Raw genomic sequence first — 13,718 nt, 5'->3', positions numbered from 1 at the left:
CTCTTGCTTGGAGTGCACTCCAGGTGACTAGCGTCGTCGTTGTTCAACGGGAAGGGCGAGTGCAGTGAGCGAGCGTCGGCGAGTGGACCGAGAACACAGCGCGTCGTCGCGCACGACGGAGCCGAGCGACGGCGAGGTGCGGTCGTGAGCGAGACGGCATCGCACACGAGTGTGAGCGAGGACAGGGAGCAGCCGCGGTATTCGATCGGCGAGGTGTCCGAGCGCTCGGGGCTGAGCCGGGACACGCTGCGCTGGTACGAGCGGATCGGGCTGATGGACTACATCGGCCGGGACCACACCGGCAAGCGGCGGTTCAGCGATCGGGATCTGGAGTGGCTGGCGCTGATCGGGCGGCTGCGCACGACCGGCATGTCGGTGGCGGACATGGTGCGCTACGCCGAGCTGGTACGGGCCGGAGACGTCACGCTCCCGCAGCGGCTGGAGATGTTCCGGGACACCCGCGCCGAAGTGCTCGCCAAGATCGATGAACTTCGTCAGACCCTGGCCGTGCTGGACTACAAGATCACCCTGTACGAGGGCAAACTCGAGCACGTCCCGCAGGCCACGGTCACCGCGCACGACAGCGAAGGGATCACGCTATGACGACGGCCGACAGGCTTCCCACCACTACGCTGGGCCCCGGCGGCATCCCGGTGGGGACGCAGGGCCTGGGTTGCATGGGCATGAGCGAGTTCTACGGGCCCAGCGATCTCACCGAGTCCCGAGCGACCCTGGATCGCGCGCTGGAGCTGGGTGTCACGCTGTTCGACACCGCCGATGTGTACGGCTTCGGCCACAACGAGGAATTCCTGAGCGATTTCGTGAACGCCGAGCGCGACCGGGTGGTGCTCGCCACCAAGTTCGGCATCGTCCGCAAGCCCGAGGATCCGTCCTACCGGGGCTTCGACAACTCCCCCGCCTACATCCGCGGCGCGGTGGAGGCCAGCCTGCGCAGGCTCCGCATCGACACCATCGATCTGTATTACATGCATCGCAAGGATCCCGGCGTGCCGATCGAGGACACCGTCGGGGCGATGGCGGAATTGGTGCGGGCGGGCAAGGTACGGGCCCTGGGTCTGTCCGAGGTGACCGGAGCCGAACTGCGTGCGGCGCACGCCGTGCATCCGATCGCCGCCGTGCAGTCGGAGTGGTCGCTGTTCTCCCGGGACGTGGAGCGCACGGTGGTGCCCGCGGCCGCGGAGCTGGGCGTGGCGTTCGTGCCGTACTCACCGCTGGGTCGCGGTTTGCTCACCGGATCGTTCACCGGTTCCACCGACGCGCGGGATTTCCGGTCCTCCATGCCCCGCTTCTCCGGCGAGAACGCGGCACGCAACGCCGAGCTGCTCGGCCCGCTGCGGGATATCGCCGAAGCCCGCGGCATCACGTTGGCGCAGGTGGCGCTGGCGTGGGTGCACGCGCAGGCCAAGGTGCGCGATCTCGCGGTGGTCCCGATCCCCGGCACCCGCAGCCGGACCAGGCTCGCGGCGAACGTCGCGGCCGCGACCATCGCGCTGACCCCCGACGAGCTGGCGACGCTGGAGCCGATCGCGAGCCGCGTGGCCGGGAACCGGTACGCGGACATGTCGTTCACCTCGGCAGGCCGGGAATAGCACTCGAGATAGGAGACGCCCATGTCGACGTTGACGCTCAACGTCCGCTTCACCGCCAAGCCCGGTCGCGGAGCTGAACTGAAGGATCTGCTGCAGGGGGTGATCGAACCGACGCTGGCGGAGGAAGGCTGCCTCGGTTACGAGCTCTACCTGCATCCCACCGACCCGAGCCGGATGGTGCTGCTGGAGGAGTGGACCGACTCGGACGCGCTGGCTGCGCACTTCCAGACGCCGCACCTGAAGGCTCTGGCCGCCGCGTTGCAGGACGTCCTGGTCGAACCGTTCCAACTGCGGCGGTTCGCCGAGATCGCCTGAGGGTGCGGCGGCGGCCGGTACGGTGTGCGCCGAAGCGCGGGCCGCGAGCAGCGACACGAGCCGCTGGGGGTGATCCGGCACGAACCGCTCACCGGACCGAAGTCCGCTTCTTCACCGGCCCGGTCGGCGCCGTTCACCGGCGAGGACTAACATCCCACGAATATGAAGCCCGATGAGCCCCGCGATCGCGTCTGGATCGACAAGCAGACGCCGGCCGCGTTCCGCGCGCTCAACAGCGTCGCGAGCCAGGTCAGGGCCGCCGGGGCGGCGGTGGGGCTGGACCGCCGGATCATCGAACTGATCAATCTGCGCGTCTCCCAGCTCAACGGCTGCGCGTATTGCCTCGACGTGCACTACCGGGCCGCGCTGGCCGCCGGGGCCACCGAGCAGGAGATCGCGGTGCTGCCCGGCTGGCGGCGCGGGGGCACGTACACCCCGTTCGAGCAGGCCGTGCTAGCGATCGCGGAAGTCACGGCGACGCTTCCGGACGAGAACGTCATCGAGCGTGCGTACGCTTCCGCCCGCCGGTATCTGACGGATGATCAGCTGTCCGTCGTCATCTGGGTGGCCACCACCATCGGCGCGTTCAACCGGGTCTCGATTCTCAGCGGGCATCCGGTACGCGCACGGAAGGAGAAGGGAACCATGAGCGAATCGGCTTCGGAGTCCAAGGTCGTCCGCAACGACGAACGGCACCGCTACGAGGTATTCCACGGCGAAGAGCTGGCGGGCTTCGCCGACTACGAGGAACGCGGCGACGAGACGGTGTTCACGCACACCGAGATCGACGGCGCGTTCTCCGGCAAAGGGCTCGGCTCCGTCCTGGCGAAGAACGCCATCGAAGACGTCGTCGAGCGCGAGCGCGTGATCCGGCCGCTGTGCCCGTTCATCAAGGCGTACCTGGACAAGCACCCGCAGTACGACGCGCACGTGATCGGCAAAGGCGTCACCCGGTGAGCGACCTGGACCCACGCCCGGCCGAGACGCTCTGTGAACCCGCGCCGGGGCCCGGTCCGGTCGCGGAGCGTTATCCGGCCCGGGAGGTGCCGCTCGGCGGCGTGCGCGGCGTCTTCGTCGAACGCGTGCTACCGCAGCGCGACCTGCCGACCGTCGGCGCGTGGTGCTTCCTGGACCGCTTCGGCTCACCGACGGTCACCAACACCGGTGCGCCGCCGGACATCGATCCGCACCCGCACATCGGCCTGCAAACGGTGACCTGGCCGTTCGAGGGACGCATCCGGCATCGCGACTCGGTCGGCTCGGACGTGGAGATCGAACCCGGTCAGCTGAACCTGATGACCTCAGGGCGCGGTATCGCCCATTCCGAATACGCCGTGCCCGGCGCGCACGCCGGGCACGGTTTGCAGCTGTGGATCGCCCTGCCGGGTGACCGCACCGGCATCGCCCCGCACTTCGAGCAGCACCGGGAACTGCCGGTCGTCGAGGCGCCCGGCCTCCGGGCGATCGTGCTGATCGGCTCGCTGGCCGGGGCGACCTCGCCCGCGATCGCCTACACACCGATCGTCGGCGCCGACGTGCGGCTCGAGCCGGGATCCGATGTGACTTTGCCGCTGCACCCTCGTTTCGAGCACGCGGTGCTGGCCATCGAGGGCGATGTCACGGTCGCGGACGCCGAACTCTCGCCGGGGCCGCTGCTGTATCTCGGCACCGAGCGCGACGAACTCCGGCTGCGCAGTGCCGGTGGCGCCCACTTCGCGTTGATCGGCGGCGAGCCGTTCGGCGAGGAGCTGGTGATGTGGTGGAACTTCGTCGGCCGCAGTCACGAGGACATCGTCGGCGCCCGGGCCGATTGGGAGAATCACGACGTCACCCGATTCGCCGACATCGCCGGGCATACGCCGCGGCAGCGCATACCCGCACCGCCGCTGCCCGGACTGCATCTGAAGCCTCGCAAGCGCCGGATCGGCCCGGCCCGGGGCTGATCGCGCACGGTGCGATCAGCCCGCTCACCGAGGCAGCGAGCGCGTTTAGGCCTAGCCGCGCGCGAGCAGGGCATCCAGCGCGCGGTAGCTCTCGTTGAGCCCGGTCTCCATGCCGGACTGCAGCATCCCGTCGCGCTCCTGCGGCGTGTGGAACTGACTGTCGGTGACCACCTTGGTGCGGCCGTCGCCGAGATCGAGGAAGCTGACGCTGTCGATCGCCACGTGGGCGGGCATGCCGTCCCATTCGAAGGAATACACGATGCGCTCCTGCGGGGTGACCTCGCGGAAACGGCCCTCGAAGCCATCGGTTCCCTCGTCGGAGTGCTCGACGAAGCGCCAGTGCCCGCCCGGACGGAACTCCCAGCGCTCGATGTCCAGCCGGTTGCCGCGCGCCCACCACTGGGAGAGCAGTTCGATCCGGCTGTAGGCCTCCCACACGCGTTCACGCGGGGCGTCGAAGATCCGCTCGATGTGGATCGTGCGGTCGGTGTCGGTCGTGACGACGGCGTCGTTCGTGGTTGTGCTCATCGGTCCTGCTCCGTTCGCTCGAGGAATTCGCCGAGACGGTCCAGTCGCGCTTCCACCATCCGCCGGTAGCCCTGCATCCAAGCCACTTCGCGGTCGAAGACGTTCTCACCGAGGCGGCAGTACCGCACCCGGCCGCGTTTCTCCGTGACCACCATGCCCGCGGCCTCCAGCAGGTGGATGTGCTTCTTGACGCCGGTGAGCGTCATCTCGAAGCGCTCCGCCAACTCGCTCACGGTCGCGGACCCACGGCCGAGGCGTTCCAGGATCCCACGCCGGGTGGGATCCGCGAGCGCCCCGAAGGAGGCATCCAGAAAGTCATACTGAACCATCTAGTTCAGTGTTGCTCCTGCCGGCGCGGACGTCAAGAGGGAATGCGCGCTTTTCCACACAGCCGGAAACGGCGCCTCGAATGCCCGGTCATCGGCGACCGGGCCGGGCAGCGCGAAAAACTCTGTGACTCAACCCCTTCTGATCGGGTCCACCGAGCGGTATCTTTTCGGACGAACCGGACACGGGGGCGGCACATGGAAAGAGCACGATGAGGATCTCTCGCTTCACCGCGACGACAATGGCCGCGCTGGCGGCCACCGCGATCACCACGAGCGCCGCGCACGCGCAGCCCGCGCCCGACGACGCGCCACTCGACCTGCACGGATCGTTCCATCAGATCGCCTACGAGGTCGCCGCCACCGAGGACCGGCGCGCAGCCGTGGCGACCATCCAGGACGGCACGTTCGCCTCGGTTCACGACGGCCGGATCGTGACGGTCTCCGACCGCGACGGCGAGGTGGTGGCCGCGCTGCCGATGACGCTGCGCATCGGCGAGCACCGCGTGGCCCTGCGCCCCGTGCTCGAGGACGCGGGCCGCCGGCTCACCGTCGCACCGATCGCGATGGCCGAAACACCGGTGCGCGACGTCGCCGCCCAGGAGCGCTTCTACGCCGAGGCCGAGAAGGCCATGCCGAGCATCCTCGCGGGCGCGGGCATCGGCGCCGCCATCGGTTTCGTCGTCGGATTCCCGCTCGGGCTGTTCGTGTTGGACTTCATCACCGTGCCCGCCGCCGCGGTCGCGGGCGCCGCGATCGGCGCGCTGGCCGGATATGTCGTCGGCGGCGGGCAGCCCGCGGTCGACGCGGCGCTCGAATACGTGACCGCCCCCTAGTAGGGCTGGTCGGCGGACGCCAGCCGCTGGGTGCCGATCACCCGCAGCAGGTCCAGCTTCTCGGCCGCGTCCGTCCAGGGTGAGAACCTGAACCGGAATCTCGAACTGGTCCGCGCGCTGGACGAGATCGCGGCGCGCAAGGACGCCTCGGTGGCGCAACTGGCCATCGCCTGGGTGCTGACTCGTGGAGCGGACATCGTGCCGGTCATCGGCACGCGCCGACGCCGGCGCTGGGCGGAAGCCGTGAACGCTCTCGATATCTCGCTCACCGAGGAGGAGCTGTCCACAATCGAGGCGGCGGTCCCCGCCGACCGGGTCGCGGGCGAACGCTACGCCACCGCGCAGATGGCGATGCTCGACAGCGAGCGGTGAGGTCGGCCGGAGCGCGGATGCCCCAGCCGCGCTCCGGAGGAGCCGAGGCTGGTCCGGCGGATCGCACCGACGATTCGGACCGGCCCCTCGCTGTGTCCCGAGTCCGAAGACCCGACACCAGGTGCGCCTCGGCAACGGTGCGATTCGAATGCCATAGGCTAGAGCTGCGCTAGTGCGAGCAGGTACCCGCCAGGCGATCAGGCTCTGCGGGGACGGAGCACGGCGGTGAATAACGCTGTGGCCACGGTCTTTCCGGTGTCGTCGGTGATGTCTACCGGCACGTCGAGTTCCAGCGGCACTTGGGCCTCGATGTCCGCTCGCATCTTCGCGAGGGTCTCCGCGGAGAACGCGGAAGTAGCGCGGAACGGTCCCGCATCCCCCTTCGCACGGGCTTTGTACTCGATCCGCCCGTCCTTGGCGACGATGAACGTATCCCCCATCAGGTCCACGATCCCCGACACCGAAGCCCCCATGGCGGCGGTCTCCGCCATCCCGAACAACACCGCAGCATGCAGATCTCCGTTGTGGTTCAGATGCTCCGCTCGCGGCACCATCGACACCACATTCCGCCCCGCCGCGAACTCTTCCCACTCGACCCCCGCGTACTGGATGAACCCCAGCTTCCGGAAGCCCGCCACCACCAGATCCCCCACCGCCGCGCCGTCCACCGCCACCTCCCGGACCCGAAAACTGCAACCTGTTCTAATTTTCTACTCGGTGCCGCGTCAGTTGTCCACTGGAATACAGTCGCCGACGAAGTCGGACTCTCCACCCGCTGATCGCTAGGTAATGTGTTCGCTGCACAAGGAGGGGAGTCTCGAACCATGGATGGTGTCAGCGCGCGTGCGCTCGAAATCAAGCAGATCAACGAGCAACTCGCGGCAGTGCGCGGCTCGGCCCGGTCCGCGGACGGCAGCGTCTTCGTCGAAACCGACGTCAACGGCCGCATCACCGATCTCTACCTCGCCGATTACGCGATGGAGAACGGCCCCGATCGTCTGGCCGCACTGATCACCGATCGTCATCGCACAGCGTTGGACAACGCCAACGCGGAAGCGAGGCGAATCTTCGAAGCGCCTGCGGACGACTCGCCGAAGCGGGACGACTTCGCGGCGAGTCGGCCTGCACTGGAGTGGACGCCGTCCCATCTCAGACGCGACGACACGTATCAGAACAATCAGTGGCGAGAGCCGCACGACCGAGATCGGTGGCGCTGATGTTCGACGTCGACCCTGCCAAGATGCGCGAGATGGCGAAGGACGTACGGACGAATGCGGACGCACTGGCGGGCAAGGCACCGATCGCGCTGGACAGCCGCAAACAGGTGCGGCCGCAGATGATTCACTCCAACTTCGCCACCAAGATCGAAGAGGTCTTGGAGGCGATGGACACGGTAATCGACTACCACGCACGCCGGCTCCGCGAATGCTGCGACGAAATCGATAGACAGGCGGCCGCCTATGAGAACGTCGATCAACACCGCGCGGCAGATCTGAACGGGGCCGGGCGATGAGTGTCGATCTGCTGACGATCACCGATGTGCTCTCCTGGAACCTCCAGTATGCGAGGGAAACCGCGACGAAGGTACTCACGGCGGCACAGGGCGTCGATCAGGAGGCCATCGCTGCGGAGAACAAGATCGGCCGCTCCCAGGACTACTTCGACAGCGAGGCCGGAGACGCAGCACGCGTTCGCGGCCGCACGGATCGCGACGAAAGCATCAGCACCGCAGATGTACTCGAAGAGATGAGCAAGATGATCAGCGCGCTGAGCGATGACATCGACGCCAACATCAGAACCATTCGAGAGAAGAAGAAGGAAGCCGAGGATTCCCGCTGGAACCTGTTCGTGCAGGAAGACGGCGAGGTGTTGTCCCACGACTCCAACTGGGAGACAGCCGAGAAGTACTTCCCTTTCGGTGGTCCCGCCGTTGCCGCGAAAGAGTTGGCCATCACTCTGCTGAGCAGTGCCATACAGGGTGCGCTACGAAATATCCAGCGTGACGATCAAGAGGGCGCCGAGAACTTCGTCCGCTTGGTCGAGAAGCTGCCCGACGCGGTGAAGCAAGGCGTCGCTCTGATGCCGAACGATCCCAAGCTCGCGAAGATACTCACCGACTATCAAACGGATGTGTCGGAAGGGGAGCCCCAGCTGTGGCCGCTCGGAACAGAACTGGAAGCAATTCGACTGATCAAACCCGACTTCAATCCGTCGCTCATGACATCCGAAGAGATCGATGCGATGAAGAAGCTGCTCCTGAGCAGTCCTATGGGCCCCGCGCACGTCATAGAACATACGCAGCTCACGGAAACCGCCAGGGATACCGCGAAAGAAGTCTTCCCGGCCTCGGTTGACGACGGCAAAGGTGACGCCTTCCGACACGCGTATTGGAACGCGTTGATGACTCAGCAGTACGGCGAGGACTGGACGAAAGAGTTCGCGACGGCACACGAGAAGAGCGGGGGAAACACTCCACAGCGTGAGGCGATGGATCTGTACAACAACGAGCTCGGCCGCAAAGTCGCGCTCGCCCATCCCGATGCGTCGCCGGACGAGTTGAAGGAACTGATCCGGAACGAGATCGACAACGGCAACGCGATCGTCATCGAGAACAAGAACCCCGACGGTACGACGAGGCCGGCCCAAATAACGTGGAGCAATGCGGTCGCCGAAGCCCAAACCGGACCCCCGCCCGGCGTCGGAGTCCCGCTACCAGGAAAGAAGTGACAGCCGATGATCAAAGCCCGGAGCACTATTCCGATTCTGATCGCGATGGTGACCACATCGGTCGTCACGGGTTGCGGATTGCTCCCTGAGCGAAACAGCCCCGATTCAAAAGTGAACTGTCACAACGTATATACGATGTCGACGAACGTCGACAACCTCGGTTCGACCAGCGCGTTCACCCGGGAGGCGATGAAAGCGGCAACGGGTACCGAACCCGTTACCCTGGCCGACATCGCGCGCACCGCGGGTTGGAGCGATGGCTGGGACCGCATGGTCGACGTGCCGCAGAACATCACGGCGGAAGAACTCAACAGGCGAGCGAACACCCCAGGCAACTGCTGGAAAAGTCTTCCCAGACCCTACAACAGCGACGGAGACGGCCCACCTAATGGCTTGTACCTCTTCCTGAAGGATGACAAGGCCGTCCAGTCAGTGGGCTGGTACTACGGCCACGACCAAGCCTTCGATCTCCGAGGACAGGATGCGATCTACCCGACCACCCTGCTGACCCCCTGGGCCGGTCAACTCCGCCCCGCCTCCTGACTCGCCACGCGGTGCCCCCGCCCGTGCTCGGCCGATCGGCGGATCGCCTGGACTACAACCATCCCTGGGCGCTCGGTGGATGCGCCGGAAGCCGGAGGAATCCGGCTTGCCGTTCGCAGGCGAGACAGCGCAATCTTTACCCGCATGACACCGACATCGGCTGACGAATAACAAACGGCCCCCGCTCCAGAAAGGAGCGGGGGCCGAATGTCTTACGGCTGACCGGATCAGCGGTAGTCGCTGAAGCCGTAGTCGTCCAGCGGGACAGCCGCGCCGGTGGTCTGACCGAAGCTGTCCGGGCTGTAGTAGGTGTCGTCGTAGGACGGCACCGCGTACGCGGCGGCACGGGCTTCCTCGGTCGGCTGAACCTGGATGTTGCGGTAGCGGTTGATACCGGTACCGGCCGGGATCAGCTTACCGATGATCACGTTCTCCTTGAGACCGATGAGCTTGTCGGAGCGGCAGTTGATCGCCGCGTCCGTCAGGACTCGGGTGGTCTCCTGGAAGGACGCCGCCGACAGCCACGAATCGGTGGCCAGCGACGCCTTGGTGATACCCATCAGCACCGGGCGACCCGCCGCGGGCTCGTTGCCCTCGGCGACGACGCGGCGGTTGGCGGCCTCGAACTCGGCACGCTCGGTGAGCGAGCCGGGCAGGAACTCCGTCGCACCCGAGTCGATGATGGTCACGCGACGCAGCATCTGGCGCACGATCACCTCGATGTGCTTGTCGTGGATCGACACACCCTGCGAGCGGTAGACCTCCTGGACCTCGTGGACCAGGTGGACCTGCACCTGACGGGGGCCCATGATGCGCAGCACCTCGTGCGGATCCGCCGCGCCTTCCAGCAACTGCTGGCCGACCTCGACGTGGTCACCGTCCGAGAGCAGACGCTCGGTGCCGTCGTCGTGCTTGAACACACGCAGACGCTGCCGCTTCGAGAGCTTGTCGTAGACAACCTCTTCGCCACCGTCATCCGGGATGATGGTGATCTTGTAGAAGCGATCGTCGTCCTCCAGCCGCACGCGACCGGAGACCTCGGCGATGGGCGCCTTGCCCTTGGGCACGCGCGCCTCGAACAGCTCCTGCACGCGGGGCAGACCGCCGGTGATGTCGTCACCCGCGACACCACCCTGGTGGAAGGTACGCATGGTCAACTGGGTACCGGGCTCACCGATGGACTGCGCGGCGACGATACCGACGGCCTCACCGATGTCGACCAGCTTGCCGGTCGCCATCGAGCGGCCGTAGCAGGTCGCGCACACGCCGGTGCCGGTGGTGCAGGTCAGCACGGAGCGGACCTTCACCTCGGTGATACCGGCCTCCAGCAGCGCCTCCAGCGCCGGATCACCGAGGTCGGCGCCCTTCGCCACGATGACGTTGCCCTGCGCGTCGAGCGCGTCGGCCGCGAGGGTGCGCGCGTAGGTGGAGGTCTCCACGTGCGCGTCGCGGATGATCGAGCCGTCGAGCTGCTTCTCCGCGATCGGCACCACGATGCCGCGCTCGGTGCCACAGTCGTGCTCGCGCACGATGACGTCCTGCGAGACGTCCACCAGACGACGGGTCAGGTAACCCGAGTCGGCGGTGCGCAGCGCGGTGTCGGCCAGACCCTTACGAGCGCCGTGGGTGTTGATGAAGTACTCCAGAACCGTCAGGCCCTCACGGAAGGAGGACTTGATCGGCCGCGGGATGAACTCACCCTTCGGGTTCGTCACCAGGCCCTTCATACCGGCGAGGGTACGGGTCTGGGTGAAGTTACCCGTGGCGCCCGAGTCGACGATCGTGATGATCGGGTTGTCGGCCGGGTAGTGCGCGCGCAGCGCCTTACCGACCTCCTCGGTCGCCTCCTGCCAGATCTTGACCAGGGCGTTGTTGCGCTCCTGGTGATCGAGCGCACCACGCTGGTACTTCTTCTCGATCTGATCCGACTGCGCCTCGTAGCGCTCCATGATCTCGGCCTTCTCCGGCGGCACGAGCACGTCGGACATCGAGACCGTCACGCCCGAACGCGTGGCCCAGTAGAAGCCTGCGTCCTTGAGCTTGTCGACGGTCTGCGCGACCACGATCATCGGGTAGCGCTCGGCGAGATCGTTGATGATCGTCGCCTGACGCTTCTTCGGCATCTGCTCGTTGATGAACGCGTAGTCCGCGGGCAGCAACTCGTTGAACAGCACCCGGCCCAGCGTGGTCTCGGTGGTCCACGCGTCGCCGCGACGCCAGCCCTCCGGGAACAGCTGCGCTTCGACGTCCTTCGGCGGACGCTGGTCGGTCAGCCGGACCTTGATCAGCGAACGCACGGTGAGCTCACCGCGGTCCACCGCCATCTGCGCCTCGGCGGGCGAGGAGTACACGCCCTGCTCCGGACCGTCCTTGGTGGCCGGTTGGTAGGAGCCCTTCGCGCCCTCTTCCAGACGGGTCAGGTAGTACAGGCCGGTCACCATGTCCAGACGCGGCATGGCCAGCGGCCGGCCCGACGCGGGCGACAGGATGTTGTTCGACGACAGCATCAGGATGCGCGCCTCGGCCTGCGCCTCCGCCGACAGCGGCAGGTGCACGGCCATCTGGTCACCGTCGAAGTCGGCGTTGAACGCCTCACAGACCAGCGGGTGCAGCTGGATGGCCTTGCCTTCCACCAGCTGCGGCTCGAAGGCCTGGATACCGAGGCGGTGCAGGGTGGGCGCGCGGTTGAGCAGCACGGGGTGTTCGGCGATGACCTCTTCGAGGACGTCCCACACCTGCGGCCGCTGCCGCTCCACCATCCGCTTGGCCGACTTGATGTTCTGCGCGTGGTTCAGGTCGACCAGGCGCTTCATCACGAACGGCTTGAACAGCTCCAGCGCCATCAGCTTGGGCAGACCGCACTGGTGCAGCTTCAGCTGCGGACCGACGACGATGACCGAACGGCCCGAGTAGTCGACGCGCTTACCGAGCAGGTTCTGCCGGAAGCGGCCCTGCTTGCCCTTGAGCAGGTCCGACAGCGACTTGAGCGGACGGTTGCCCGGTCCGGTGACCGGACGGCCGCGGCGGCCGTTGTCGAACAGGGCGTCGACGGACTCCTGCAGCATCCGCTTCTCGTTGTTGACGATGATCTCGGGCGCGCCGAGGTCGATCAGTCGCTTGAGGCGGTTGTTGCGGTTGATCACGCGACGGTACAGGTCGTTCAGGTCGGAGGTGGCGAAGCGGCCACCGTCGAGCTGAACCATCGGGCGCAGCTCCGGCGGGATCACCGGAACGGCGTCGAGCACCATGCCCATCGGCGAGTTGCCGTTGGACTGGAAGGCCGCGACGACCTTGAGCCGCTTGAGCGCGCGCAGCTTCTTCTGGCCCTTGCCGGTGCGGATGGTCTCGCGCAGCGACTCGGCCTCGGCCTCGATGTCGAAGCTCTCCATCAGCTTCTGGATGGACTCCGCGCCCATCGCGCCGGTGAAGTACTCGCCGTAGCGGTCGACCAGCTCGCGGTAGAGCACCTCGTCGACGATGAGCTGCTTGGGCGCCAGCTTGGTGAAGGTGTTCCAGATCTCCTCGAGCCGGTCCAGCTCACGCTGGGCGCGGTCGCGCAGCTGGCGCATCTCCCGCTCGCCGCCGTCCTTGACCTTGCGGCGGACGTCGGACTTGGCGCCTTCGGCCTCCAGCTCGGCCAGGTCGGCCTCGAGCTTCTGGGCACGGGCCTCGAGGTCGGCGTCACGCTGGTCTGCGACCGCCTTCTTCTCGACCTCCATCTCGGCCTCGAGCGTGGACAGCTCGTTGTGCCGCAGCTCCTCGTCGACAGCCACGATGACGTAGGCGGCGAAGTAGATGATCTTCTCGAGATCCTTCGGCGCCAGGTCGAGCAGGTAGCCCAGGCGCGAGGGCACGCCCTTGAAGTACCAGATGTGGGTGACCGGAGCGGCCAGCTCGATGTGGCCCATACGCTCGCGGCGCACCTTGGCGCGAGTCACCTCGACGCCACAGCGCTCACAGATGATGCCCTTGAAGCGGACGCGCTTGTACTTGCCGCAGTAGCACTCCCAGTCCCGGGTGGGACCGAAGATCTTCTCGCAGAACAGGCCGTCCTTTTCCGGCTTGAGCGTGCGGTAGTTGATGGTCTCCGGCTTCTTCACCTCGCCGTAGGACCACTGACGGATGTCGTCGGCGGTGGCGAGGCCGATCCGGAGTTCATCGAAGAAGTTGACGTCTAGCACGTAACTTCCTTTCCCCTGTGCGGGTCGAATTCGAGCAAAAGTTCACTAGTGGGGTAATCCACGGTGGGAGGCCGGATGCCGCCGTGGCGGCATCCGGCCGGCCGCCTAGTTCGCCAGATCGTCGACGGTGGCCGCTTCGTTCCTCGACAGGTTGATGCCGAGGTTGGCCGCCGCGCGCTCCAAGTCCTCGTCGTCGCCGTCGCGCATCTCGATCGCGGCGCCGTCGGACGACAGCACCTCCACGTTCAAGCACAGCGACTGCAGTTCCTTGAGCAAGACCTTGAACGACTCCGGAATGCCCGGCTCCGGAATGTTCTCGCCCTTGACGATCGCCTCG

General features: G+C 66.5%; 16 protein-coding genes. 11 read left to right on the top strand and 5 right to left on the bottom strand.

What is annotated here, in order from left to right; translation table 11 throughout:
• The first annotated feature begins 144 nt into the window (after positions 1–144).
• From M8859_RS33370 to M8859_RS33350, 5 genes are all read left to right on the top strand, one after another.
• Complete coding sequence (locus tag M8859_RS33370; protein ID WP_159930085.1) at positions 145–603, top strand: MerR family transcriptional regulator; 459 nt, start codon at positions 145–147, stop codon at positions 601–603.
• Positions 600–1,610, top strand: coding sequence for an aldo/keto reductase (locus M8859_RS33365; RefSeq protein WP_159930086.1), 1,011 nt, complete (start codon positions 600–602; stop codon positions 1,608–1,610). Before M8859_RS33370 ends, M8859_RS33365 begins: the two co-directional genes overlap by 4 nt.
• A gap of 21 nt (positions 1,611–1,631) precedes the next feature.
• Positions 1,632–1,925, top strand: a complete 294-nt coding sequence (locus M8859_RS33360) for a putative quinol monooxygenase (protein ID WP_195072118.1) — start codon at positions 1,632–1,634, stop codon at positions 1,923–1,925.
• 162 nt (positions 1,926–2,087) lie between these two features.
• Positions 2,088–2,882: an N-acetyltransferase gene (locus tag M8859_RS33355; RefSeq protein WP_159930088.1), complete on the top strand. Its 795-nt coding sequence runs from the start codon at positions 2,088–2,090 to the stop codon at positions 2,880–2,882.
• Positions 2,879–3,868, top strand: coding sequence for a pirin family protein (locus M8859_RS33350; RefSeq protein ID WP_159930089.1), 990 nt, complete (start codon positions 2,879–2,881; stop codon positions 3,866–3,868). Before M8859_RS33355 ends, M8859_RS33350 begins: the two co-directional genes overlap by 4 nt.
• A 51-nt stretch (positions 3,869–3,919) precedes the next feature.
• Here the strand turns inward: M8859_RS33350 and M8859_RS33345 are convergent, their stop codons facing one another.
• Positions 3,920–4,396 (bottom strand): SRPBCC family protein, encoded by a 477-nt coding sequence (locus M8859_RS33345; protein ID WP_195072119.1) that lies wholly within the window; start codon positions 4,394–4,396, stop codon positions 3,920–3,922.
• Positions 4,393–4,725 carry an ArsR/SmtB family transcription factor gene (locus tag M8859_RS33340; protein WP_195072120.1) on the bottom strand — a complete coding sequence of 111 codons (333 nt, stop codon included), beginning with the start codon at positions 4,723–4,725 and terminating at the stop codon, positions 4,393–4,395. The genes M8859_RS33345 and M8859_RS33340 overlap by 4 nt, the downstream gene beginning before the upstream one ends.
• 209 nt (positions 4,726–4,934) lie before the next feature.
• Here M8859_RS33340 and M8859_RS33335 point away from each other — a divergent pair, with 209 nt between their 5' ends.
• Complete coding sequence (locus M8859_RS33335) at positions 4,935–5,558, top strand: DUF8020 domain-containing protein (RefSeq protein WP_195072121.1); 624 nt, start codon at positions 4,935–4,937, stop codon at positions 5,556–5,558.
• Positions 5,559–5,588: 30 nt separating this feature from the next.
• Positions 5,589–5,930: an aldo/keto reductase gene (locus tag M8859_RS33330; protein WP_159930093.1), complete on the top strand. Its 342-nt coding sequence runs from the start codon at positions 5,589–5,591 to the stop codon at positions 5,928–5,930.
• A 197-nt stretch (positions 5,931–6,127) separates the two neighbouring features.
• Here M8859_RS33330 and M8859_RS33325 read toward each other — a convergent pair whose 3' ends face one another.
• Positions 6,128–6,604, bottom strand: a complete 477-nt coding sequence (locus tag M8859_RS33325; protein ID WP_223518947.1) for a PaaI family thioesterase — start codon at positions 6,602–6,604, stop codon at positions 6,128–6,130.
• 150 nt (positions 6,605–6,754) lie between these two features.
• On the opposite strand from M8859_RS33325, the gene M8859_RS33320 reads away from it, so the two are divergent.
• Genes M8859_RS33320 through M8859_RS33305 form a run of 4 tightly spaced genes read left to right on the top strand, consistent with a single transcriptional unit; the run spans position 6,755 to position 9,200 of the window.
• Complete coding sequence (locus tag M8859_RS33320) at positions 6,755–7,147, top strand: YbaB/EbfC family nucleoid-associated protein (RefSeq protein WP_159930094.1); 393 nt, start codon at positions 6,755–6,757, stop codon at positions 7,145–7,147.
• Positions 7,147–7,443, top strand: a complete 297-nt coding sequence (locus tag M8859_RS33315) for a type VII secretion target (protein WP_159930095.1) — start codon at positions 7,147–7,149, stop codon at positions 7,441–7,443. The genes M8859_RS33320 and M8859_RS33315 overlap by 1 nt, the downstream gene beginning before the upstream one ends.
• Positions 7,440–8,657 (top strand): DUF6973 domain-containing protein, encoded by a 1,218-nt coding sequence (locus tag M8859_RS33310; protein ID WP_159930096.1) that lies wholly within the window; start codon positions 7,440–7,442, stop codon positions 8,655–8,657. Before M8859_RS33315 ends, M8859_RS33310 begins: the two co-directional genes overlap by 4 nt.
• A gap of 6 nt (positions 8,658–8,663) precedes the next feature.
• A complete protein-coding gene (locus M8859_RS33305) occupies positions 8,664–9,200 on the top strand; it encodes a hypothetical protein (RefSeq protein ID WP_195072122.1) in 537 nt (178 codons plus the stop codon).
• 227 nt (positions 9,201–9,427) lie between these two features.
• Here the strand turns inward: M8859_RS33305 and M8859_RS33300 are convergent, their stop codons facing one another.
• Positions 9,428–13,381 (bottom strand): DNA-directed RNA polymerase subunit beta', encoded by a 3,954-nt coding sequence (locus M8859_RS33300; protein WP_159930098.1) that lies wholly within the window; start codon positions 13,379–13,381, stop codon positions 9,428–9,430.
• A 105-nt stretch (positions 13,382–13,486) separates the two neighbouring features.
• The coding region (locus M8859_RS33295; RefSeq protein WP_159930099.1) for a hypothetical protein at positions 13,487–13,718 on the bottom strand (232 nt) is incomplete at its 5' end.

It is taken from the genome of Nocardia sputi, assembly GCF_023501985.1.
This window is presented reverse-complemented; position numbering and strand designations above follow the sequence as displayed.

Bases quoted from the DNA above. Each gene is read 5' to 3' on its own strand.
- M8859_RS33340 (WP_195072120.1), bottom strand. From the start codon at position 4,725: ATGGTTCAGTATGACTTTCTGGATGCCTCCTTCGGGGCGCTCGCGGAT.
- M8859_RS33365 (WP_159930086.1), top strand. From the start codon at position 600: ATGACGACGGCCGACAGGCTTCCCACCACTACGCTGGGCCCCGGCGGC.
- M8859_RS33345 (WP_195072119.1), bottom strand. From the start codon at position 4,396: ATGAGCACAACCACGAACGACGCCGTCGTCACGACCGACACCGACCGC.
- M8859_RS33320 (WP_159930094.1), top strand. From the start codon at position 6,755: ATGGATGGTGTCAGCGCGCGTGCGCTCGAAATCAAGCAGATCAACGAG.
- M8859_RS33360 (WP_195072118.1), top strand. From the start codon at position 1,632: ATGTCGACGTTGACGCTCAACGTCCGCTTCACCGCCAAGCCCGGTCGC.
- M8859_RS33335 (WP_195072121.1), top strand. From the start codon at position 4,935: ATGAGGATCTCTCGCTTCACCGCGACGACAATGGCCGCGCTGGCGGCC.
- M8859_RS33305 (WP_195072122.1), top strand. From the start codon at position 8,664: ATGATCAAAGCCCGGAGCACTATTCCGATTCTGATCGCGATGGTGACC.
- M8859_RS33310 (WP_159930096.1), top strand. From the start codon at position 7,440: ATGAGTGTCGATCTGCTGACGATCACCGATGTGCTCTCCTGGAACCTC.
- M8859_RS33355 (WP_159930088.1), top strand. From the start codon at position 2,088: ATGAAGCCCGATGAGCCCCGCGATCGCGTCTGGATCGACAAGCAGACG.
- M8859_RS33315 (WP_159930095.1), top strand. From the start codon at position 7,147: ATGTTCGACGTCGACCCTGCCAAGATGCGCGAGATGGCGAAGGACGTA.